Origin of the sequence: Pseudovibrio denitrificans JCM 12308 (genome assembly GCF_001310815.1) — a bacterium.
Classification (GTDB): Bacteria; Pseudomonadota; Alphaproteobacteria; order Rhizobiales; family Stappiaceae; genus Pseudovibrio; species Pseudovibrio denitrificans.
Map to the genome: position 1 here is coordinate 46,154 of NZ_BAZK01000014.1, position 21,354 is coordinate 67,507.

Genomic DNA, 21,354 nt, shown 5'->3' on the forward strand with positions numbered 1-21,354 from the left:
CTATGACTTTTGAATTTCAAAAACTCGATCTCAATGCACTTCCTAGTGATGTTTCGGTGCCGTCTTATGTCCGCGGATCATTGAAACCACGCGTTGCTCATATTGGTTTTGGCGCCTTCGCCCGTGCGCATGTTGCTATGCATCTGCATGAGACACTTGCTGCCGGTGGTGGTGATTGGGGCATGCGCGTGATCGAACTGTTCGGCACCTCCGATCTGTTTGATAAACTGGAGGAGAACGATCACCTCTACACACTGGTTGAGACCGCTGATGAAGGAACGAACACTCGTCTGCTTGGTGCGGTGTGTGAAACGCAGCATCTGGCGCGTGACGGCGTTGAGGCACTGATCAATGGTTTGGCTGAAGAACAGCTCAAAGTCATTTCACTGACAGTCACTGAAAAGGGTTACTGCGTTAAAAACGGGAAGCTGGATCTGGACAATGCAATGATCCAGCAGGACCTCTCTTCCCCTTCTGCTCCAAAGACTGCGATTGGGTTGATTGTTGCGGGTCTGGCAAAGCGTCGGGCACTTGGAAATGGCCCGATCACCGTCATGTCCTGCGATAACCTGCCTCACAACGGTGTCCTTTGCGGTATTGCTGTTCGCGCGTTTGCTGCGAAGCAGGATGCAGAGCTGGCGGCGTGGATTGAGGAGAATGTCTCCTTCCCTTCCACCATGGTGGACCGCATTGTTCCAGCGCTGACGGACGAGTCCCGCGAGCTGATCCGTGAAAGCCTTGGCGGACAGGTTGATCTGAATGGCATCGTTTGTGAGCCGTTCCGTCAATGGGTTATTGAAGACAACTTCAAAGCAGGTCGGCCTCAATGGGAGCTTGCTGGAGCACAACTGGTTGCTGATGTGGAGCCATTTGAAGAAATGAAGCTTCGCACGCTCAACGGCTCTCACTCCTTCCTCGCCTATCTTGGCTTCCTCGCTGGCAAAGAGACTATCGCGGATTGTGCGGCTGATCCTGTGTTTTACGCTGAAGCGCGCAAGCTGATGGTGGATGAGCAACTGCCAACACTGGACGTGCCGGGAGATGTTGATCTGGTGGCTTATGCGGACTCATTGCTGAAGCGCTATTCCAACTCCAAACTAAAACACCGCACCTGGCAGATTGCAGCCGATGGCACACAGAAAATGCCGCAGCGCTGGCTGAACTCGGTTAAGTTCCATCTGGCCAATGGCGGTGACTATCGTCATCTGGTGCTCGGGATTGGGGGATGGATGAACTACATCCGCGCGGATCGCAATGGCGAAAGCTATGAGGTGATTGATCCGCTTAAAGAGAAGCTTGCCGCAATCGTTGCCAATGATGGTACTGACGAGACAACCTACGTCGATACTCTGCTTGCGTTGGATTCTGTGTTCCCATCTGAACTTGTTGCTAACGATGAGTTCAAGAAGGCAGTTCACAACGCCTATCGTGCAGTGGCAGAAAAAGGTGCCGCGCAGGCCGTAGCAGATTTGGCAGATTAGATTTCCCGGAGTTTTGCCTGGCACTAGCCGGGCGAGCACTCACTTTCAGGGAGAGATCAAAGGGTCGCTCCCACCACTTTCAGGGCAGAAAACGATGCAGCCATTTCTTGGACCCGACTTCCTCCTCGAGACAGAAGCCGCACAACGACTTTACCACGACTACGCAGCAGAGATGCCGATCGTGGACTATCACAACCACCTGTGTCCGCAGACCATTGCTGAAGATCGCCGTTTTGATGATATTGGCCGCGTATGGCTGGAAGGCGATCATTACAAGTGGCGCGCGATGCGGTGGGCCGGTATCAACGAGAGCCTGATTACTGGCAAAGACACCAGCTTCAAAGAAAAATTCCTTGCCTACGCTTCCGTAATGCCGAAGTTCCTTGGGAACCCACTGTACCATTGGACGCATCTGGAGATGTATCGCTACTTCGGGCTGGAAGGCGTGATCCTCTCTGACAAATCGGCTGAAACTGTTTGGGAGGTTTGCAACGCGAAACTGGCGACCAAACAGTTCTCTGCACGCGGTCTGCTGCAAATGCAGAACGTGAAGATGCTGGGCACCACTGATGATCCTTGTGATGATCTGCATTGGCACAAGATGATCGCTCAAGATCCAACCTCAACCATGGTTGTGCGCCCAACCTTCCGTCCAGACCCAGCCTTCAAGATCGATAAGCCGACATTTGGCGACTACATCATGAAGCTCAGCAGGCGCGTTGGTTTCCATATCGACAAGTATGAGCGCCTTCTGGAAGCGCTCAGCATGCGGTTGGATCATTTTGGGCGCCACGGTTGTCGTGCCGCTGACCACGGTCTGGATTCCATGCTGTTTTGCCCAGTTCCACCTGTTGCGGAGTTAGATCGCATCTTTAAGGAAGGGCAAAGCGGCGCGACACTGAGCGTTGATGATGTGACGGCTTTCCAGTCAGCGGTTCAGGTGTTCCTTGGCAAGGAGTATGCGAAGCGCGGTTGGGTGATGCAGATGCACATTGGCGCAACACGAAACAACCGCAGTCGCATGTTTAAAGCACTAGGGCCTGACGTGGGCTGTGACGGTATCGATGACCGCGAGCTTGCAAACCCGTTGAACCAGTTCCTTGATACACTGGATCGTGAAAAAGCACTGCCACGCACCGTGCTTTACTCTCTTGATCCAACGAAGAACGAAGTCGTTGTGACGACTGCTGGGAACTTCCAGGATGGTTCTGTGGGCGGTAAGGTTCAGGCCGGAACAGGCTGGTGGCACAACGATCAGCTGGACGGTATGGAACGCCAAATGACACAATTAGCGCAGATGGGATTGCTTTCTCAGTTCCTCGGCATGTTGACAGACAGCAGATCGTTCCTATCTTTCCCACGACACGAGTATTTCCGTCGCTTGCTTTGCAAGATCGTTGGAGAGTGGATGGATAAAGGCCATATTCCGGGTGATTTTGAGCTAGCGGGAGGCATGATCAGGGACATTTGCTACAACAATGCAGCAAACTGGTTCCTTGATGAAAGTAGGTAGGCTTTAGCCCCTGCTTTATCCCTTGGAAGCCCCTTGGACCATGCCTCTGGACCAAGGGGTTTCTGACATCAGAAGCTACATTAAGCGTCGTGCTTATAGATATTTTCCAGCGCGTCTGCGTGGTTGTTCAGTACCTTAGCGCGACGGATCTTGAGGGTTGGTGTCAGCTCACCTGTCTGGATCGAGAAGCCGTCCGGCAAAATTTCAAACTTGCGGATACGTTCTACACGTGAGTGGCGTGCATTCACTTTGTTGATGCCTGCCTGAATGACACTGCGCAGCTGATCAGATTTCAGAACATCTTCCGGTTTGATGTTGTTTTCTGTCGCAAACCGCTGTGCCATCACGCCATCGATTGTAATCAGAGCGCTCAGGAAGGTCTGGTTATTTCCTGCAACAACAGCATATTCCACCATCGGCAGTTCCATGAGATCTTGCTCCAGCAATGCCGGAGAGATGTTCTTACCGCCTGAGGTAATGATGATCTCTTTTTTGCGGCCCGTGATGAACAGGTAGCCGTCTTTATCGAGATAACCGATATCACCGCTGTAGAGCCAACCGTCGCGCAGCGCCTCATCAGTGGATGCCGGGTCATGCGCATAGCCGGAGAAGTTTGTGCCTGCTTTACATAGGATCTCACCATCTGCTGCGATCTTGATTGTGACGCCTTCCATCGGTTTGCCGACAGAGCCCAGACGTTGAACCAATGATATTGATGGTCGCGCCACCACAGTTTTCTGACTGGCCATAGACCTCACGGATCACGATGTCCAAACCGGTGAAGGCTTCCAAGACACGCTTAGAGACTGGTGCTCCCCCACTCACAAACATGCGCATCTTGTCGAGGCCGATTTTGTGCTTGATCTTGTCGAGCACAAGGCGGTTGGCGACCTTCTTTTTGAGGTTAAGCATCAAGCCAGCAGATTTGCCGTTGAGGGTCTGGCCGTACCAATCCTTACTGGTTTGCAGCGACCATTGGATGAGCTTTCCCTTGAAACCCTTTTCCTTGTTTAGCTGTTTCTCGACCTTCTCATGGATCTTTTCGAAAATCCGAGGAACACCGAAGGTTACAGTCGGACGGACTTCCGGCAGATGTTCGCCAAGGCTGGTGACGGACTTAGCGTAATAGACGGGATAGCCAGTGTCGCATGCCTGAATGATGGTGCCACACTGTTCTGCAATGTGGGCCATTGGCAGATAGGAGATATAGCGATCTGCCGGGGTCGGCTTGAAAGCCAGGTTCAGCGCATCAGATTCCGCACGGATTGCACGGTGGCTGATTTGTACCGCTTTCGGTAGGCCAGTTGTACCAGAGGTGTAAATCTGGAGTGCGATGTCTTCTGCTGCAATATCGCTGAGACGCTGGTCCAGCTCTGCATCCAGTCCCGGGCTGTTTTCACCCAGAGACATGAAGCTTGCCCAGGTGTACTGGTCTGGGTTTTCTACGCGTCCATCCAGACGGATTACTTTGCGCAAATGGCGCATGTTCTCTGACTGCTCACCAATGCCTTTCAGCTGGGCCTTGGTTTCAGCAAGCAGGATGCGGCCTTGAGAGTGACGCAGGATGTAGTTGATTTCCGGTGCAGCTGCTGTCCAGTAAATGCCTGTAGGAACAGCCCCAATCATCATGGCAGCGACGTCCATGATCGTCCACTCAGGACGGTTGTAGCTCAGAATACAAACAGCATCACCGGGATTCACACCCAGCGCGAGAAGTGCCTTTGCAGCATTGCGCACTTGCTCACCATATTCGGTCCAGCTCGTTGCGTCCCATCCAGTTTCACCGCGCACGAAATATGCCGGTTTGTCGGCAAGGCGTTCGACGGATTCCATAAATGCTTTTGGAATGGATTTAAACGCGTCTTGAGCTTGTGTTTGAGCAACGGGCTGGGCCTGCGAACTCATGCTATTCTCTCTATTTTTATTGTTTCCAGAGCTTTACATCCTCTGAATTTGCTGGTGTCAAATACAGATACTAAGAATACCCACCAAACCCACAAGAACTACAGGTATTTTCTCTTATTTTCTTCTCTCTGGTTCATGAGCAGCGAATATTCATTTTTGATTTGACAGAGATTTTACTGAATCACTGATATATCTAATTTGAGAAATACTTTAATGCTTCTTAGAGGCATTAAAGATTATTGAGTTCATGATAGATCGTTGGGGATGCTTCTGATTTAGTCAGGCTGAATCTACAATTTAGCCGTAAACCGATCTAATAGATCTCTTATGGTAAGAGGGATTGAATTCTCGCAGTCGGGCAAGTTCGTTTATGCAACAGTTTAGTGTTACACGCGGTCTCACACTTCCAGATCCTGTTCGCATCAGTCGCTATAAGCGTCTGCCGGAGCTTGGCCCTGCCCTGCTGTTCTTCAGTGGCGGAAGTGCGCTTAATCCCACTGCCCGTGCTCTCAAGCAATACACGCATAACTCGATCCACCTGATGACGCCATTTGACAGTGGTGGGAGTTCTGCTGTTCTTCGCCATGCGTTTGGTATGCCTGCTATTGGTGATCTGCGTTCACGATTGATCGCACTGGCGGACGAGAGTGTGCTTGGTCAATCTGAGATCTATCGCCTCTTCACTCACCGCTTCCCAAAGACTGCCGCACTTGATGAGTTGCATGGCGAACTGGTGGATCTTTTGGAAGGGCATGATCAGCTCATTGCGCGGGTGCCCAATCCTATGCGTCGCCTCATTCGGCACCAGCTGGCATTCTTTCATGATGCGATGCCGTCTGATTTTGATCTGCGTGGGGCAAGCATTGGCAACCTGATCCTTGCTGGCGGATATCTGAACAACAACCAGAAACTTGATCCAATCATCTTTCTGTTCTCCAAGCTGGTGAACACGCTCGGCACAGTGCTGGCGACAGTAGACGCACGCTTGCATCTTGCTGTGGAACTGGATTCTGGCGAGATCATCGTCGGGCAGCACAATATGACTGGCAAGGAGACCGCTCCGATTGCCAGCAAGATCAAGCGGACTTATCTGACGCGTTCTTTAGCTGGCGGTGATCCGGTGGAGATTGAGGTGTCGCCGAAAAAGCAGCATCTCATCGAGACTGCAGACATGATTTGCTATCCGCCAGGCAGCTTTCACAGCAGCCTGATTGCGAACCTGCTACCTAAGGGCGTGGGCAAGTCCATTGCTCGCAGCCCAAACCCGAAGGTTTACGTGCCCAACCTTGGCAATGATCCTGAGCAGTTTGGGATGAGCCCGAATGAGACAGTGGATGCGCTGCTAAAGCACCTACGTGCAGATGCAGGGGAAGACACTCCGACAGATAAGCTGCTCAACTTTGTGGTCACGGATGAGAGGCATGCCGCCGAGTTTGACTGGGCGGAGCTGGAAGCGCAGGGAATATCGCTGATTGGGGCTGATCTGACGAGTACCCATTCGGTTCCTTATTACGATCCGGAAAAACTAGTTTGCATGCTATTGAGTTTTCTCTGAGCGCGTTTTGCAAGGCTTAACCTACTGCAATACAGAGTTCTAAGGATTAGCCACGCAACATCCAATGTTAGCGGATAGTTTGCAATGTCTTGCGCAGCCCTATCAAGGGTTGATATTTACATTTCTAATAGATCACACCAAATAACTTTATATACTTTACTTAAAAACAGACCGACGTAGCGCAATATTTTGTTTGCAACACCCTTTAATCAAGAAACTGAACATTAGTTGACGCAAGTATCTACATAGATATTAGGTAGCGGCAGCATGATTACATTCGACAAATAACTAAGCGGAAAAACAAAATGTCGAAGTTCAAGTTTCCTACCGCGTTTACAATTCTATTTGCTCTCATCATTCTCTTGCAATTGCAACCTGGTTCGTTCCCGCAGGCAAGTACGATCGTGTCATTAATCCCGTGCTTGATAAGGAAGTTCCGGTTCCCGGTACCTATCATCTGGTGGAAGCCAATCCGCAAGGTCCGGTTGAAGTTTTCATGGCACCTATTGCCGGACTGTATGACCCGGTTTCCTACACCGCGAATGCGATTGATGTGGCTGTCTTTGTTCTTGTGATTGGCGGCTTCCTGATGGTGGTCACACGGACTGGGGCGATTGATGCAGGCATTGCCAAGATCATGACGGGACTGAAGGGACGAGAGAACCTTATGATCCCCATATTGATGGCTTTCTTCGCAGCTGGGGGCACGATTTATGGGATGGCGGAGGAAAGTCTGGCATTCTATGCCTCATCATTCCGGTGATGATCCGAGCCGGTTATGACTCGATGACCGGCGTTGCCGTGATCATGCTTGGGGCCGGTATCGGGACACTTGGGTCAACCATCAACCCATTCGCAACAGTGATTGCCTCTAACGCAGCGGGTGTGCCGTTTACCGATGGTATTGGCCTACGTTTCCTCATCCTCATCGTTGGATGGCTGGTCTGTGTCGCCTGGGTGATGCGGTATGCCGCCAAGGTGAAAGCAGATCATTCCACTTCCCTTGTAGCCGAGATGAAGGAAGATAACGAAAAGCACTTCCTGCAAGGCGTTTCTACCGACGACATTCCCGACTTTACCGCAAAGCATGGTTGGATCATGGCAATCTTTGTCATCACCTTTGGTCTGTTGATTTATGGTGTTGCGGTGCTTGGTTGGTGGATGGGTGAGATGGCCGCCCTGTTCCTCGCTGCTTCGATCCTCGTAGGTATTGTCGCGCGGCAGGGTGAGCATGAGTTCGTTGACAACTTCCTGGATGGCGCACGTGATTTACTTGGTGTTGCGCTGATCATCGGCGTGGCCCGCGGTATCGTGGTGGTGATGGATGCAGGGTCCATTACAGATACGATCCTTTACTGGTCTGAGCAGGCTGTCAGCGGCCTCAGCAAGGTTGCCTTCATCAACGTGATGTTCTGGCTGGAGCTGGTGCTCTCGTTCTTTGTACCGTCCTCTTCCGGTCTGGCAGTGCTTTCCATGCCCATCATGGCGCCCCTCGCAGGCTTCTCCAACGTGGGAGCTGAGTATGTGGTCACAGCCTTCCAGTCTGCCAGCGGTCTTCTGAACCTGTTCAACCCAACCTTTGCCGTTGTGATGGGTGGCCTGGCGATTGGACGCGTGCCTTACGACAAGTGGCTCAGGTTCGCCATTCCGCTCGTGATCATCCTGTTCATCCTGATCTCACTGGCACTGTCATTGGCCGTTTAGAACGACGGCTTGCCGGAGGCGAGCATCCACTAGCTCGCCTCGACGACACAACACACCTCTGAGCCAAACAACGAGATAGCCATCTCGCAAAAACATAAGAATTCTGGAACGGAGTCTGCAACATGACTGAATTTGGTGTTCATTCGGAAGTTGGCAAACTGAAAGAGTGATGGTTTGTCGCCCCGGGCTCGCGCATATGCGCCTTACTCCCGGCAACTGTCAGGAACTGTTGTTTGATGATGTGATCTGGGTTCGCGAGGCACAAAAGCACCACTACGACTTCTGCCTCAGAATGGAAGAACGCGGCGTGAATGTGTTGGAGATGCATAATCTCCTCAAAGAAACGCTCGAAGATCCTGAAGCTCGCAAGTGGGTTCTGGAGCGTCGCATAACCCACAACCGCGTTGGTTATGGCATGGCCGAGGATTTGAGGGCTTGGCTCTATGAGCAGCACGAGAAGTTTCTTGCTGACCATCTGATCGGCGGTATTGCACGCGGAGAGTTAGGCTTCAAACCAACCGGGGTGTTTGGTAGCTATCTGGATGTGAATGATTTCGTCATTCCACCTTTGCCCAACACGTTGTTCACTCGTGATACGACCTGCTGGATCTACAATGGCGTGACACTGAACCAATGTTCTGGCAGGCTCGGCAGAATGAAACTCTTCTGACCACTGCGATCTACAAGTTCCATCCTCACTTCAAAGGCAAGGTGAATTTCTGGTGGGGTGATCCCGATGAGAACTTCCATGAATCTACCGTAGAAGGCGGTGATGTGATGCCCATCGGCAATGGTGTTGTTTTGATCGGTATGGGTGAACGCACGACACCGCAGGCTGTGGGTCAGGTGGCTCGGGCTCTCTTCCGTAACCATGCAGCTACCCGCGTCATTGCCTGTCAGATGCCAAAGAGCCGTGCAGCGATGCATCTGGATACGGTGTTCACTCTTCTGGACCGCGATAAAGCGACAGCCTTCTCGGGTGTGTGCGATGAGATCATCTGCTTCTCCATCCGCCCAGGCGATAAGCCAGAGAACGTTGATTACCGGCAGGATGAAGGTCATCTGTTCGATGTCGTCGCCAATGCGCTTGGCATTCAGAAGCTGCATGTGGTGACAACAGGTGGCAACGCTTATGACCAAGAACGCGAGCAATGGATGATGGCAACAACGTTGTCTGCATCGAGCCCGGCGTTGTGGTTGGTTATCGCCGGAACACCTACACAAACTCCAAGCTTCAAAGAGCCGGTGTGGAAGTGATCGCCATTGATGGTTCAGAGTTGGGTCGCGGTCGCGGTGGTGGCCACTGCATGACCTGTCCGACCATTCGAGAACCCGTGGACTTCTAGAGTTTTTCAATCTCCGTTGAACAATAAAAACATCCAAGAGATGGAGCGTAAGGAAAATGGCTTTCAATCTGAAAGGTCGCAGTTACCTCAAGCTAAAGGACTTCAGCCAGCGCGAAGTGCTTTACATGCTGGATCTTGCCCGTGATCTCAAGCGAGCCAAATACTCCGGAACTGAACGGCAGACCCTCGTTGGCAAAAACATCTGCCTGATCTTTGAAAAAACCTCCACCCGAACCCGCTGTGCGTTTGAAGTTGCCGCGCATGATCAGGGCGCGCACGTCACCTACCTTGATCCATCGGGTTCGCAGATCGGGCATAAGGAATCCATGAAGGACACTGCCCGGGTTCTGGGCCGTATGTTTGATGCGATCGAGTTTCGCGGTTCTGGCCAAAAGGCTGTTGAGACACTGGCAGACTATGCTGGTGTACCTGTCTACAACGGTTTGACCGACGACTGGCACCCAACGCAGATGCTGGCAGATATGCTGACGATGACCGAGCATACATCCAAGTCTCTGCATGAAATCTCATTTGCGTACATGGGCGATGCCCGCAACAACATGGGCAACTCCCTGCTGATGCTTGGCGCCCTGTGTGGCTGTGATGTGCGTATTATCGCTCCGAAAGAGCTGTATCCTGAGCCACATGTTGTGAAGGCTGCTGAAGCGAATGCTAAGCGATATGGTGCACGCATCACCATCACAGATGATCCAAAAGCTGGTACTGAAGGCGTCGACTTCATCCATACCGATGTTTGGGTTTCCATGGGTGAGCCGCCGGATGTTTGGGAAAGCCGGATCAAGTTGCTCCGCGATTATCAGGTCAACAAGGCTCTGATTGAAGGCACCGGTAACGCCAACACCTTCTTCATGCATTGCCTGCCAGCGTTCCACAATCGCGAGACCAAGGTTGGTGAAGAGATCTTCCAGAAGTTCGGAATCTCGGAAATGGAAGTGACTGAAGACGTGTTTGAATCAGACCGCAATCTGGCCTTTGAACAAGCGGAAAACCGGCTTCACACCATCAAAGCCATCATGGTTGCGACGATTGGAGGTCGATAATGCGTGTTGTCGTCGCTCTTGGCGGGAATGCGCTTCTCCGGCGCGGAGAAGCAATGACCGCCGAAAACCAACGTAAGAATGCACGTATTGCCGCTGAAGCCCTGGCTCCGCTTTATGATGATGGTCATGAAGTGGTGATCACCCACGGCAATGGCCCACAGGTTGGCTTGCTGGCTCTGCAAGGTGCCGCTTACGAGCATGTGGAGCCCTATCCGCTTGATGTGCTGGGCGCAGAAACGGTTGGGATGATTGGTTACATGATTGAGCAGGAACTGGGAAACCTCCTGCCATTCGAGAAACCATTCGCTACCATTCTCACGCAGGTTGAGGTCGATCCCAACGATCCTGCTTTCAAAGATCCGACCAAACCGATTGGACCACTCTACTCCAAGGAGGACGCCGAGAAGCTTGCTGAAGAGAAAGGCTGGTCTATTCGTGAGGACGGCGACAAGTGGCGTCGTGTCGTGCCTAGCCCATTGCCGAAGCACATTTTCGAGATCCGGCCCATCAAGTGGTTGCTGGATCATGACGTGCTTGTCATCGCAGCTGGCGGTGGCGGCATTCCGACCATGTACAACGAGGAGAAAAAGCTCGTTGGCGTGGAATGTGTGATCGATAAAGATCGCTGTTCCGGTTTGCTTGCCAAGGAGATTGAAGCGGACGTCTACATTATGGCGACGGATGCTGATGCGGTTTATCTGGATTGGGGTACGCCCAGCCAGCGCGCGATCAAATCTGCTTCTCCTGACGCCTTAGATGCCTATGGCTTTGCAGCAGGTTCCATGGGACCGAAGGTGGAAGCAGCGCAGACATTTGCTCGCCAAACCGGCAAGAAAGCGGTGATCTGCACTCTTTCTGAAGTTCCACAAGCGATTGCTGGCAACAAAGGAACCTCAATCAGCGTGGATGCTGGTGACACCAAGTTTTACTGAGATCAGAGCCCCGGAGCGGCATTCGGGGTTCGTTTGCCATTGAACTCATTTGATTGTCCTTGGGCGTGATTGTGCCCGTGAGAAGAACAAGAACACAAAGGACGAACAGCTTATGGCCAACGCGCCAGCTCCATATTCCAGGAAAATGTCTCTCATCGGAGCGATCATTCCGGTTGCCTCGCTCATTGTGCTGTTGGCGTTGTCCTACTACCTGTTTGGAGACGAGGCCTCTTCCGGCCCAAACCAGATTGCCCTGCTGTTTTGTGCGTTAATCGCAACCTTTGTTGCACTGTTTCATGGGTTCAGTTTTGATGAACTGAAGGATGCTGTTGTTGAGAGTGTCAGCACCGGTCTTCATGCGATTTTTATTCTGTTCGCAGTGGGGTCCCTGATTGGGACGTGGGCCATGTCCGGCACCATCATGGCGATGGTTTATTATGGATTGCAACTGCTTAGTCCAAACTACTTTTACTTCACCACAGTCATTATCTGTGCGCTCGTTTCTGTGAGCATTGGTAGTTCGTGGACTGTCGCAGGCACTATCGGCATCGGCCTGATGGGCATCTCAACGAAGATGGGTCTTGATCCGGCTATTACCGCTGGCGCGATCCTTTCTGGTGCTTATTTTGGCGATAAATCCTCGCCCCTTTCCGATGCCACTAACCTCGCTACGGCTGCAGCTGGGTCCAACCTTTACATTCACATCAAGGAAAACCTCTGGACCTCGGTTCCAGCCCTGACCATTGCACTTGCGTTGTTCTGGTGGTTGGGGGAGCCGGGAGACTTTGTTGCCCAAGGCACCTTATCCAGCATTGAGCAGCACTATGACATCACGCTGCTCAACTTCTTGCCTCTGGTATTAGTGCTGGGACTGGCGATGATCCGATATCCGCCGTTTACAACCATCTTCATCGGCGCTCTGGCCGGTGGACTTTTTGCCGTGATCATGGACCCGGACAAAGTGGTGAGTCTAGCCTCATCAGTGGACCTTCCTTATTGGCTGGTCATGATCAAAGGCGTCTGGATTGCCATGTCCAACGGGTATGTGAGTGTGACGGGTGATCCCTCGATTGATGCCTTGTTGAGCCGCGGTGGAATGGGCAACATGCTGACGACCATCTGGTTGATCATGACGCTCTCGCCTTTGGTGGCGTTGTTGAGAAAGCTGGTATTCTGGACCGGATTATTGGCCCAATCCTGCATGCAGCAAAAACCACCGGAGCCTTGGTTTTGTCTTTGGTCACAACAGCCATTGCAACCAACATTCTGGCGGCGGATCAGTACATTGCGATTGTGATTCCGGGCCGGATGTATCGCAAATCCTTCCGCCAGCGGCGCCTGCGTCCAGAGGTTCTTTCCAGAGCTGTCGGGGACAGTGCGACAGTGACCTCTGCGCTCATTCCATGGAACAGCTGCGGGGCTTATATGGCTGCTACTCTCGGGGTACCGACACTGGCGTTTGCCGGGTTTGCCTTCTTCAACATTGTCAGCCCGATCCTGACAATTGTGTTTGCCGTGATGGGGTGGCGCATGTTGACGATGACAGACCAGAAACCTGAGCGTATTGTGCTGCCTGATGAAGAGCAAAAAGACTGATTAAAGAGATTTACAGCGCACATGAAGAATTTCAGCTGGCATCCGATGAGGGAAGATGATCTGCCCGAGATTGATCAGATCATGCAGCAGACCTATCCGCATCTACCTGAAGATATCGACTGCATTCGGGAGCGCGTGCGGCTGTTTCCGCAGGGCTGTTACGTGCTGAGGCAGGATGAGCAAGACGCCATTCTTGGCTACATCATCTCACATCCGTGGGAAAACCGCAGTATTCCGCCGCTCTCCAGTTTGCTGGGTTCTCTGCCCTTTTCAGCGGAAGTCTATTACATCCACGATATAGCACTACTGCCTGCGGCGCAGGGTATAGGAGCTGCGCGAGCTGTTCTGGCACAGCTTAGTCAGGTGGCGCGTAGCCTTTACATCAACAAGTTCGCACTTGTGGCGCTGGATACGGCCAACGAGTTCTGGCGCACGCGTGGTTTCAGAGCCATCCAAGAAGACATGCTTAAAGAGAAGCTGATGGCCTATGGCCCTGGTGCCAACTACATGCAGCGCGGTGTTGATTAGAACGGGCGGTCTTTGACCTGTTCCATGCAAACAAACGTAGAGGTCTGCGCGACATAAGGCATCTCGGAGAGTTTCTCACCAAGGATACGACGGTAGCTTCCGATATCTCTGGTGCGGACTTTCAGGAGATAGTCGAACCCACTTGCAATCATGTGGCATTCTTCGATTTCCGGGATTTCGCGCGCAGCCGCATTGAAGGCTTCCAGCGATCTTGAGCGGGTGTCATTGAGCTTAACCTGCACAAATGCGATGTGCCCTGCCCCCAATTTGGTGTGATCCACCTCTGCCCGATACCCCAGAATATATCCTGCATCCTCTAATTTCTTCATGCGGATCTGGCAGGGGGTTTTGGATAGCCCTACCTTTTTCGCGAGGTCAGTAACGGTGATGCGCCCGCATTTCTGTAATTCTTCCAGGATTTTGCGGTCAAAATCGTCCAATTTCTCCATGATATGCCATTTTTATATTCATAACGACCATGGCGACTGAATATCAAAGTCAAATAGTCTTTACCATCAAAAAATACAGGAAACATCCCTATAGGTATTTTGCTAATGTCAGCCCAATAGGTATTTAATAGTAGGGAGCACGGCATGGGTTCAGAGACTGCGCCGGAGAACATCCGCAACAAAATCAGAGATAACTACCTTCCTGATGAAAATCAGGTGGTACATGAGCTCATTTCTTCACTGCAAATGGATGCGGAGGCTCGTAGCCGTGCATCTGACAAAGCAGCGGAACTGATCTCGGATTTGCGTGCGAATACATCTCCAACCATCATGGAGAGTTTTCTCGGCGAGTATGGCCTCTCAACCCAGGAAGGCATTGCACTGATGTGCCTTGCAGAAGCGCTGCTTCGCGTTCCTGACGCTCAGACCATTGATGCTCTGATTGCAGACAAGATCACTCCGAGTGCCTGGGGAGAGCACTTGGGTCAGTCTGCTTCCACTCTGATCAATGCATCCACTTGGGCGCTGCTGTTGACCGGTAAGGTTCTTGCTCCAGATGATCAGGGCCTCGTTGGCACCATTCGCGGTGTTGTGAAGCGTCTTGGTGAGCCTGTGGTTCGTACCGCTGTTGCGCAGGCGATGAAGGAGCTGGGACGCCAGTTCGTTCTTGGCCGCACCATTCGTGAAGCCATGCGCAATGCGCGTGCTGAAGAAGGTCAGGGCTTCACCTACTCCTACGACATGCTTGGTGAAGCTGCGCGTACGGATGCTGATGCGAAGCGCTATCACCTATCCTACTCCAAGGCGATTTCTGCGCTGGCAAGCAACTGCGTGCATTCCAGCATTCGCGACAATCCGGGCATCTCCGTCAAGCTCTCTGCTCTGCATCCTCGCTATGAGTTTGCAAAGCGTGAGCGCGTGATGAAGGAGCTGGTTCCTCGCACGCTTTCTCTGATCATGCTGGCGAAGTCTTCCAACATGGGCTTCAACATTGATGCGGAAGAAGCTGACCGTCTGGACATTTCTCTCGACGTGATTGAGGCGCTGCTGGCTGATCCGGCAACTGAAGGCTGGGATGGTTTTGGTGTTGTGGTGCAGGCGTTTGGCCCGCGCGCAATTCACGTCATCGAATGGCTCTACGCAGTTGCAGAGAAGTATGATCGTAAGATCATGGTTCGTCTCGTGAAAGGCGCTTACTGGGACAGCGAGATCAAACGCGCTCAGACCCTTGGCATTGACGGCTACCCGGTCTTCACTCGTAAGGTTTCGACTGACATCTCCTACACTGCTTGTGCTGAAAAACTGCTGGGCATGACTGACCGGATCTATCCGCAGTTTGCGACCCACAACGCGCACAGTGTTGCGACCATTCTGGAACTGGCGAAGAACCTGCCGCTGAGCTCCTATGAGTTCCAGCGTCTACATGGCATGGGCGAAGCGCTGCATGAGCGTACCATGAAGAAGCATGGTTCCAACTGCCGCATCTACGCTCCGGTTGGTGCGCACAAAGACCTGCTCGCATACTTGGTGCGTCGTCTGTTGGAAAACGGCGCGAACAGCTCCTTCGTTCACCAGATTCGCGATGAAAACGTGACGCCACAGGCGATTGCGCAGGATCCACTGGCGCATATCGAGAAGTTCGGCGAAGACGTTGCTAACTCTAAGATCCCTCTACCGCCAGCCCTGTATGGTGCTGGACGCAAGAACGCGAAGGGCTGGGATCTGAGTGACCCACGTCAGGAAGCTGATTATGTTGAAAGCCTGAAGTCGTTCTCCGCAACCAAGTGGGAAGGCCATCCGGTCATTGCCGCTTCTGTTAAGAATGCAGAGGCTGTACAGGTCAAAAACCCATCTGATCTACGCGACATCGTTGGTAGTGTGGCAACTGCGACGCCTGAACAGATTGAAGCGGCTTTGACAACTGCACATCATGGCTGTGCCGAATGGTCAGACAAAAGTGCGGATGATCGTGCAGTTATTCTGCGCAAAGCAGCAGATCTATTCGAAGAGAATGCCTCAGAGATTTTCGCTCTGCTGACCCGTGAAGCTGGCAAAACCTACATGGATGCCATCAACGAACTACGTGAAGCGGTTGACTTTGCGCGCTATTATGCAAACGAAGCGATCCGCCTCGATGAGCGAGATGGTAAAGGACAGCAACGCGGTCCGATCACCTGTATCTCTCCATGGAACTTCCCGCTGGCGATTTTCTCTGGTCAGATCTTTGCAGCTCTCGCAGCTGGCAACCCGGTTCTGGCAAAGCCAGCACCACAGACACCACTGATCGCGACCTTTGCTGTTGGCCTGATGCATAAAGCAGGCATTCCTGTTGAAGCTCTTCAGCTTCTGCCGGGTGCTGGAGAAGTGGGTGCAGCACTGACCTCGGACAGCCGTGTAGCCGGTGTTTGCTTTACCGGTTCCACCGGCACAGCGCAGCACATCAACCGGGCCATGGCGAAAGCGCTTGCTCCGTCTGCACCACTGATTGCTGAGACTGGTGGTTTGAACGCGATGATCGTGGACTCCACTGCTCTGCCAGAGCAGGCGGTTCGTGATGTGATTGCCTCCAGTTTCCAGAGTGCTGGTCAGCGTTGTTCTGCACTGCGTATGCTCTACGTGCAGGAAGACATCTTTGATGATTTCAAAGAGATGCTGTTCGGTGCGATGGCTGAGCTGGAGGTTGGTAACCCAATCACATTGTCAACCGATGTTGGTCCTGTGATTGATGCCGCCGCGCAGAAGAAGATTGCTGATCACTGTAAGAAGTGGGCTGAAAAAGGCCGTGTTCTCAAAGAGCTGAAGGTTCCAGCAAAAGGTCACTTCGTTGCACCAACTCTGATCAAGCTGGAAGGCATTGAAGAGCTGGATGAAGAGATCTTTGGTCCAGTTCTGCATATCGCGACTTTCAAGGCGGAAGAGATTGATCAGACTATTGATGCGATCAACTCCAAGGGCTTCGGCCTGACCTTTGGTCTGCATACCCGCGTTGACAGCCGTGTTCAGCACATCGTTGAGCGTGTGAAGGTGGGCAACCTTTATGTGAACCGAAACCAAATTGGCGCGATTGTTGGATCTCAGCCGTTTGGTGGTGAAGGTCTTTCCGGCACAGGCCCGAAAGCGGGTGGTCCTCACTATGTGGCGCGCTTCCGTCTTGCTGACACCTCTGCAGCGGCTAGCGTAGACCTGAGCAAGACTGTTACTGCCGAGGATATCTTCAAGGCGAGAGGGGCATTACGCACCAGCACTTGGGAAGGTAATTTTGGTCGTTACACCGAGCTGGCAACCCTGTTTGAGAAGGAAACAGGCCTGCTGAATCGAATTGCGGCTGATCATGCGCACGACATGCCTGGGCCAACCGGTGAGTCTAACCGCCTGTACTCTGCTCCACGTGGCACTGTGTTGTGCCTTGGGCCAGACACTGAAAGCCTGAAGCATCAGGTGGTTCTGGCGCTGGCAGCTGGCAATGGGGTGATTGCTGTTGGACAAGGTGCTGAAAAACTGGCTGTGAAGCTGCGTTCACTTTCTGCTCCAATCGTCGCGCTGGAAGGCAATCTGGCTGTAGGCGCCTGAAGGAGCTTCAGGGTATTGATGCCATTTCAGCGAACCACTCTGACCAAGAGCTGAAAGAGATGAAGGCTGAGCTGGCTGAACGTGAGGGGGCCTTGATGCAGCTGATCATGGAACGCAACCAGCCTGAGCGCTATCAGCTGGAGCGTCATCTGTGTATCGACACGACAGCATCTGGCGGTAACGCAAGCCTGTTGGCTGCCACCGAAGACTAAGCGATTACAAAGACAATAAAAAAGCCGCCTCAATCTGAGGCGGCTTTTTTCGTTTATGCTCTCATCAGTGACTGTGACGTGGCAGTCCTTTTTGCGCGATGCGCTGGTATTTGACGGCTGGCTTCAACACCATGCCTTCATCAAACTGATCCACGATCCCACGCTGAATTTCCTGCCAAGGTGTCTGATGCTCAGGGAACTCGTAGCCACCGCTTTCCGCAAGCTCCTGCTTGCGTTTCGTCAGCTCTTCCTCAGAGATCAGCACGTTCGCTTCACCCTTCTTCAGATCCAGCCTTACGATGTCGCCGTTGCGCAGCAGAGCAAGGCCGCCCATGACGGCTGCTTCCGGGGATGCGTTGAGGATAGATGGTGAGCCGGAGGTACCAGACTGACGACCATCCCCGATGCATGGCAGTGCATCGATACCCTGCTTCAGAAGCTCATCCGGCGGCTGCATGTTCACCACTTCAGCACCGCCCGGATAGCCGACTGGACCAGTTCCGCGGATAACGAGGATGGTGTTTGCGTCAATACCAAGGGCCTCATTGTTGATGTTATGGTGATAGTCCTCAGGACCATCAAACACCACGACCTTACCTTCAAACGCTTCCGGGTCATCCGGGTTAGACAAGTAGCGCGCTCTGAAGTCCGCCGAAATCACAGAGGTTTTCATGATCGCGGACCTGAAGAGGTTGCCCGTGAGGTTGAGGAAGCCTGCGTCCTTCATCATCGGTTTGTCATAGGGATAGATCACGTCGTAATCTTTGACGGAGCTGTCTCCATAGATCTCACCGGTGGTTTTGCCAGAAACCGTGATCGCATCCTTGTGGATGTGGTCGTGTTTCATAAGCTCGGAGAAGATGCCCGGAATACCGCCTGCGCGGTGGAACTCTTCCGACAAATAGGCACCTGCTGGCTGGACGTTGGCGAGCAGTGGGATTTTGTGGCCGTGGTTCTGCCAATCATCATTGTGCAGCTCAACGCCAATGTGGCGTGCGATTGCGTTGATATGGATTGGCGCGTTGGTTGAGCCACCAATGGCAGAGTTCACTGCAATTGCGTTCTCGAAGGCTTTGCGAGTGAGAACATCTGAAGGCTTCTGATCTTCATGCACCATCTGCACGATACGCTTGCCGGTCTCATAGGAGATCTGGCCGCGCTCGCGATATGGCGCGGGGATAGAGGCGCAGCCCGGCAGGCTCATACCCAGTGCCTCAGCCAGTGAATTCATGGTAGACGCTGTGCCCATGGTGTTGCAGTAACCAACAGACGGAGCGGAGTCTGCGGCCATGTTCATGAACTCTTTGTAGTCGATCTCTCCGGTCGCCAACATCTTGCGGGCTTTCCAGATAACCGTGCCAGAGCCCACACGTTCGCCATTGTGGTAGCCGTTGAGCATTGGCCCAACCGTCAGGCAGATCGCCGGGATGTTCACTGTGGCAGCCGCCATGAGCAAAGCTGGCGTGGTCTTGTCACAGCCGATGGTCAGAACGACACCATCCAGCGGATAACCGTAGAGCGTTTCCACCAGACCGAGATAAGCCAGATTGCGGTCAAGAGCTGCAGTTGGGCGCTTGCCGGTCTCCTGAATAGGATGGACCGGGAACTCAAAGCAGATGCCGCCCATTTCGCGGATGCCTTCGCGCACGCGCTCTGCCAGCACCAGGTGGTGGCGGTTGCACGGGGATAGATCTGATCCCGTCTGGGCAATACCGATGATCGGTCGGCCTGACTGAAGCTCTTCACGCGTTATACCGTAGTTCAGGTAACGCTCCAGATAGAGTGCGGTCATATCCGGGTTGTCTGGCGAGTCAAACCACTCTTGTGAGCGGAGTTTTGTTTTTGGAGCTTCAGTCATAGCTCTTCAGTTCCTTCCCGAACCAGAGCCACCCCGGCGGGAGGTAGCTCCAATCCATCCAATTCCGCTGCATCGGCAAGACGCAGCGCTTTCAAATTCATCTTATTTTTCGAGTAGTTATAATAGAAAGTGCCAATGGACGTTTTGCTTCTTCTCAATCCGTTTGGCAATTCCACCTTATCTATTTTTGCAGCTTTGAAGACCTCATCCAGAATGGCGCTCATGAGTGCCGGGTCTGCCCAAGCGGAAACGTAGTAGATGTTGTTTTCGCCCATAAAGACCGGATGGTCGTTGGTATCTTCGAACAGGATCGGCAGACCGGTGGTGACCTCTTCTTGCCAGACGTAGCTTTGCCACGTTCCTGATCGGCGAGGTCTGAGACGGTGGTTGCGAACTCTTTCGGGCTTGTACCGACACGTAAAACCTCAATGGCTTCAAATGGTTTCGGCAAGTTCAAGGTCTTCTGTGAGATCTGATAGTTCTTGTCTTTTTGCGCAAGGCGAGGACCGCCGAGGACGACGCCGCCGAACTCGATGTAGGCGGCTAGGTTTTCGGATAGTTCCTCACTCATGGCGTACAGGGCGGGGACAATCACCAGCTTGTAGGGGGATAAGTCCTGTGAGGCTGGTCTGATGATTTCGACATCAACGCCCTTCTGCCTGAGCGCGCGATAGTAGGCGAGAACGAGCCGGAAGTAGCTAAAGTCTTGACCTTGCTGCTGAGTTTCGTGTGCCCAGTGGCTTTCGTAGTCTACGACAAGAGCAACGGGAGCTTCAGAGGGCGTAAATGCACCGAGCTCCTCAATTTCACGGGCAACCTGCGCGGCTTCTACATAAGCCTGCGCCGGTTTGTTATCGGTCTGCTTGAGTCCTGCATGCATTTGCTCTTGTGCGAACGGGGCCTGTCGCCAGCGGAAATAGCTTGTGGTTTCAGCACCATGGGCGAAAGCTTCCCAGCTCCACAGGCGCACCATGCCCTTCAGCGGGATCGGGTTATACGGTGCCCAGTTCACGGGACCGGGCTGTAACTCCATGATCCATAGGCGGCCGTGGCCTGCTTGTCGGTAGAGGTCGTGATGGAAGGCCTGATAATCCGGATCACCTTGCTGGAAATAGTCTTCCCAGTAGCCTTCCGGTGTGCCCAACGGATTTTCCATCTGATATTGGCTATGAAAGCCAATGGGATAGCAATCCCAGCTGGAGATATCGAGCTGGTCTCCGACCTTGTAGTGGTCGAAGGAGAACGTGTTGCCCATGAAGTTATGGATGATCGGGCGGCCCGGGGAGAGTTTACGCAGGATATCGACCTGCTCTCCGTTGAACTCAGCAACTTGATCCGATGAAAAGCGTTTGAAATCAAGCCTGTGAGATGGGTTGCTCTCTGTCACGGTCAGGTTTGGCAGATCCACCTGCTCGAAGCTGTTGTATTCCATGGACCAGAACACATTGCCCCAAGCCTCGTTCAAGGCTTTGATATTGCCGTACTTTTGCGCCAGCCAGAGTTGGAAAGCCTTGTGTGCGGAGGCAGACCAAGAGCGGACTGTCTCGTGACAGCCGTATTCGTTATCGGTTTGCCAGGCGGCGATGGACTGGTGATTACCGTATCGCTCAGCGAGGATTTCTGTGATCCGGCGGGATTCCCAGC

The 21,354-nt window shown here is 52.8% G+C and carries 12 protein-coding genes and 4 pseudogenes; 10 read left to right on the forward strand and 6 right to left on the reverse strand.

What is annotated here, in order from left to right:
- The first annotated feature begins 2 nt into the window (after positions 1-2).
- Both JCM12308_RS18195 and uxaC read left to right on the forward strand, forming a co-directional pair.
- Entirely contained in the window at positions 3-1,481 is a 1,479-nt protein-coding gene (locus tag JCM12308_RS18195; RefSeq protein ID WP_054784679.1) for a mannitol dehydrogenase family protein, read from the forward strand.
- 94 nt (positions 1,482-1,575) lie between these two features.
- On the forward strand, positions 1,576-2,994 hold the full coding sequence (gene uxaC, locus JCM12308_RS18200; RefSeq protein WP_054784680.1) for a glucuronate isomerase: 1,419 nt from the start codon (positions 1,576-1,578) through the stop codon (positions 2,992-2,994).
- An 80-nt stretch (positions 2,995-3,074) separates the two neighbouring features.
- On the opposite strand, the gene JCM12308_RS32415 is transcribed toward uxaC, so the two are convergent.
- On the reverse strand, positions 3,075-3,668 hold the full coding sequence (locus tag JCM12308_RS32415; RefSeq protein ID WP_208978728.1) for an AMP-binding protein: 594 nt from the start codon (positions 3,666-3,668) through the stop codon (positions 3,075-3,077).
- Positions 3,631-4,899, reverse strand: coding sequence for an AMP-dependent synthetase/ligase (locus JCM12308_RS32420; RefSeq protein ID WP_208978729.1), 1,269 nt, complete (start codon positions 4,897-4,899; stop codon positions 3,631-3,633). Before JCM12308_RS32420 ends, JCM12308_RS32415 begins: the two co-directional genes overlap by 38 nt.
- Positions 4,900-5,269: 370 nt before the next feature.
- Between JCM12308_RS32420 and JCM12308_RS18210 the strand changes: the two genes are divergently transcribed.
- The 7 genes and pseudogenes from JCM12308_RS18210 to JCM12308_RS18240 all read left to right on the forward strand — a co-directional run bounded on the left by JCM12308_RS18210 (position 5,270) and on the right by JCM12308_RS18240 (position 13,621).
- Positions 5,270-6,454, forward strand: coding sequence for a GAK system CofD-like protein (locus tag JCM12308_RS18210; RefSeq protein WP_054784681.1), 1,185 nt, complete (start codon positions 5,270-5,272; stop codon positions 6,452-6,454).
- Between the two features lie 418 nt (positions 6,455-6,872).
- Positions 6,873-8,158: pseudogene (locus JCM12308_RS18215) on the forward strand (YfcC family protein).
- Between the two features lie 122 nt (positions 8,159-8,280).
- Positions 8,281-9,504: pseudogene (arcA, locus tag JCM12308_RS18220) on the forward strand (arginine deiminase).
- Between the two features lie 56 nt (positions 9,505-9,560).
- A complete protein-coding gene (gene argF / locus JCM12308_RS18225; RefSeq protein WP_008552688.1) occupies positions 9,561-10,565 on the forward strand; it encodes an ornithine carbamoyltransferase in 1,005 nt (334 codons plus the stop codon).
- The gene (arcC, locus tag JCM12308_RS18230) at positions 10,565-11,497 is read left to right on the forward strand and encodes a carbamate kinase (protein WP_014284099.1); all 933 of its coding nucleotides are present in this window, start codon (positions 10,565-10,567) and stop codon (positions 11,495-11,497) included. Before argF ends, arcC begins: the two co-directional genes overlap by 1 nt.
- 574 nt (positions 11,498-12,071) lie before the next feature.
- Positions 12,072-13,093: pseudogene (locus tag JCM12308_RS18235) on the forward strand (Na+/H+ antiporter NhaC family protein).
- Between the two features lie 21 nt (positions 13,094-13,114).
- Positions 13,115-13,621, forward strand: a complete 507-nt coding sequence (locus tag JCM12308_RS18240; protein WP_054784682.1) for a GNAT family N-acetyltransferase — start codon at positions 13,115-13,117, stop codon at positions 13,619-13,621.
- On the opposite strand, the gene JCM12308_RS18245 is transcribed toward JCM12308_RS18240, so the two are convergent.
- Complete coding sequence (locus JCM12308_RS18245) at positions 13,618-14,070, reverse strand: Lrp/AsnC family transcriptional regulator (RefSeq protein ID WP_008552722.1); 453 nt, start codon at positions 14,068-14,070, stop codon at positions 13,618-13,620. The two genes, JCM12308_RS18240 and JCM12308_RS18245, sit on opposite strands and share 4 nt — an antisense overlap.
- Before the next feature lie 144 nt (positions 14,071-14,214).
- Between JCM12308_RS18245 and putA the strand changes: the two are divergent.
- Positions 14,215-17,852: pseudogene (gene putA, locus JCM12308_RS18250) on the forward strand (bifunctional proline dehydrogenase/L-glutamate gamma-semialdehyde dehydrogenase PutA).
- Between the two features lie 64 nt (positions 17,853-17,916).
- Here the strand turns inward: putA and JCM12308_RS18255 are convergent.
- The 3 genes from JCM12308_RS18255 to JCM12308_RS32425 are packed head-to-tail and all read right to left on the reverse strand — an operon-like array spanning position 17,917 to position 21,337.
- Positions 17,917-19,710, reverse strand: a complete 1,794-nt coding sequence (locus JCM12308_RS18255) for an IlvD/Edd family dehydratase (RefSeq protein ID WP_054784683.1) — start codon at positions 19,708-19,710, stop codon at positions 17,917-17,919.
- Positions 19,707-19,934, reverse strand: a complete 228-nt coding sequence (locus tag JCM12308_RS30380) for a hypothetical protein (protein WP_208978732.1) — start codon at positions 19,932-19,934, stop codon at positions 19,707-19,709. The genes JCM12308_RS18255 and JCM12308_RS30380 overlap by 4 nt, the downstream gene beginning before the upstream one ends.
- Positions 19,931-21,337: a beta-galactosidase gene (locus JCM12308_RS32425; protein WP_306303353.1), complete on the reverse strand. Its 1,407-nt coding sequence runs from the start codon at positions 21,335-21,337 to the stop codon at positions 19,931-19,933. Before JCM12308_RS32425 ends, JCM12308_RS30380 begins: the two co-directional genes overlap by 4 nt.
- Between the last annotated feature and the right edge of the window lie 17 nt (positions 21,338-21,354).

What these genes read in the sequence shown, in the direction of transcription:
- JCM12308_RS18195 (WP_054784679.1), top strand. Translation starts at nt 3, where the DNA reads ATGACTTTTGAATTTCAAAAACTCGATCTCAATGCACTTCCTAGTGAT.
- uxaC (WP_054784680.1), top strand. Translation starts at nt 1,576, where the DNA reads ATGCAGCCATTTCTTGGACCCGACTTCCTCCTCGAGACAGAAGCCGCA.
- JCM12308_RS32415 (WP_208978728.1), bottom strand. Translation starts at nt 3,668, where the DNA reads ATGGAAGGCGTCACAATCAAGATCGCAGCAGATGGTGAGATCCTATGT.
- JCM12308_RS32420 (WP_208978729.1), bottom strand. Translation starts at nt 4,899, where the DNA reads ATGAGTTCGCAGGCCCAGCCCGTTGCTCAAACACAAGCTCAAGACGCG.
- JCM12308_RS18210 (WP_054784681.1), top strand. Translation starts at nt 5,270, where the DNA reads ATGCAACAGTTTAGTGTTACACGCGGTCTCACACTTCCAGATCCTGTT.
- argF (WP_008552688.1), top strand. Translation starts at nt 9,561, where the DNA reads ATGGCTTTCAATCTGAAAGGTCGCAGTTACCTCAAGCTAAAGGACTTC.
- arcC (WP_014284099.1), top strand. Translation starts at nt 10,565, where the DNA reads ATGCGTGTTGTCGTCGCTCTTGGCGGGAATGCGCTTCTCCGGCGCGGA.
- JCM12308_RS18240 (WP_054784682.1), top strand. Translation starts at nt 13,115, where the DNA reads ATGAAGAATTTCAGCTGGCATCCGATGAGGGAAGATGATCTGCCCGAG.
- JCM12308_RS18245 (WP_008552722.1), bottom strand. Translation starts at nt 14,070, where the DNA reads ATGGAGAAATTGGACGATTTTGACCGCAAAATCCTGGAAGAATTACAG.
- JCM12308_RS18255 (WP_054784683.1), bottom strand. Translation starts at nt 19,710, where the DNA reads ATGACTGAAGCTCCAAAAACAAAACTCCGCTCACAAGAGTGGTTTGAC.
- JCM12308_RS30380 (WP_208978732.1), bottom strand. Translation starts at nt 19,934, where the DNA reads ATGAGCGCCATTCTGGATGAGGTCTTCAAAGCTGCAAAAATAGATAAG.